A 328-nucleotide genomic window follows, 5' to 3' on the forward strand; every position below is an offset into this window, starting at 1 on the left:
GGGTGAATAAAGGGAATCGAACCCTTGGCATTTAGAACCACAATCTAACGCTCTACCGACTGAGCTATACCCACCACGTTTTGGTACGCGAACAGGGGTTTGAACCCTGGACCCTCTGATTAAGAGTCAGATGCTCTACCAACTGAGCTATTCACGCTCATTTAAATAAAATGGTGCGTCTTAAGGGATTCGAACCCCTGGCCCACGCCTTAGAAGGGCGTTGCTCTATCCAACTGAGCTAAAGACGCATTTTTGGTCGGGGTAGCAGGACTTGAACCCGCGGCTTCATGGTCCCAAACCACGCGCGCTACCATCTGCGCTATACCCC

Annotated in this window: 3 tRNA genes; all 3 read right to left on the minus strand. The window is 51.2% G+C overall.

Annotation, left to right across the window (positions count from 1 at the left end):
• Position 1: 1 nt before the first annotated feature.
• The 3 genes from ACVHXK_RS18770 to ACVHXK_RS18780 all read right to left on the minus strand — a co-directional run bounded on the left by ACVHXK_RS18770 (position 2) and on the right by ACVHXK_RS18780 (position 248).
• Positions 2-74: transfer RNA gene (locus ACVHXK_RS18770), tRNA-His, on the minus strand.
• 7 nt (positions 75-81) lie between these two features.
• Positions 82-157, minus strand: a tRNA-Lys gene (locus ACVHXK_RS18775).
• 14 nt (positions 158-171) lie between these two features.
• Positions 172-248 (minus strand) — tRNA-Arg (locus tag ACVHXK_RS18780).
• Between the last annotated feature and the right edge of the window lie 80 nt (positions 249-328).

This window comes from Clostridium sp. DL1XJH146, from assembly GCF_054819755.1.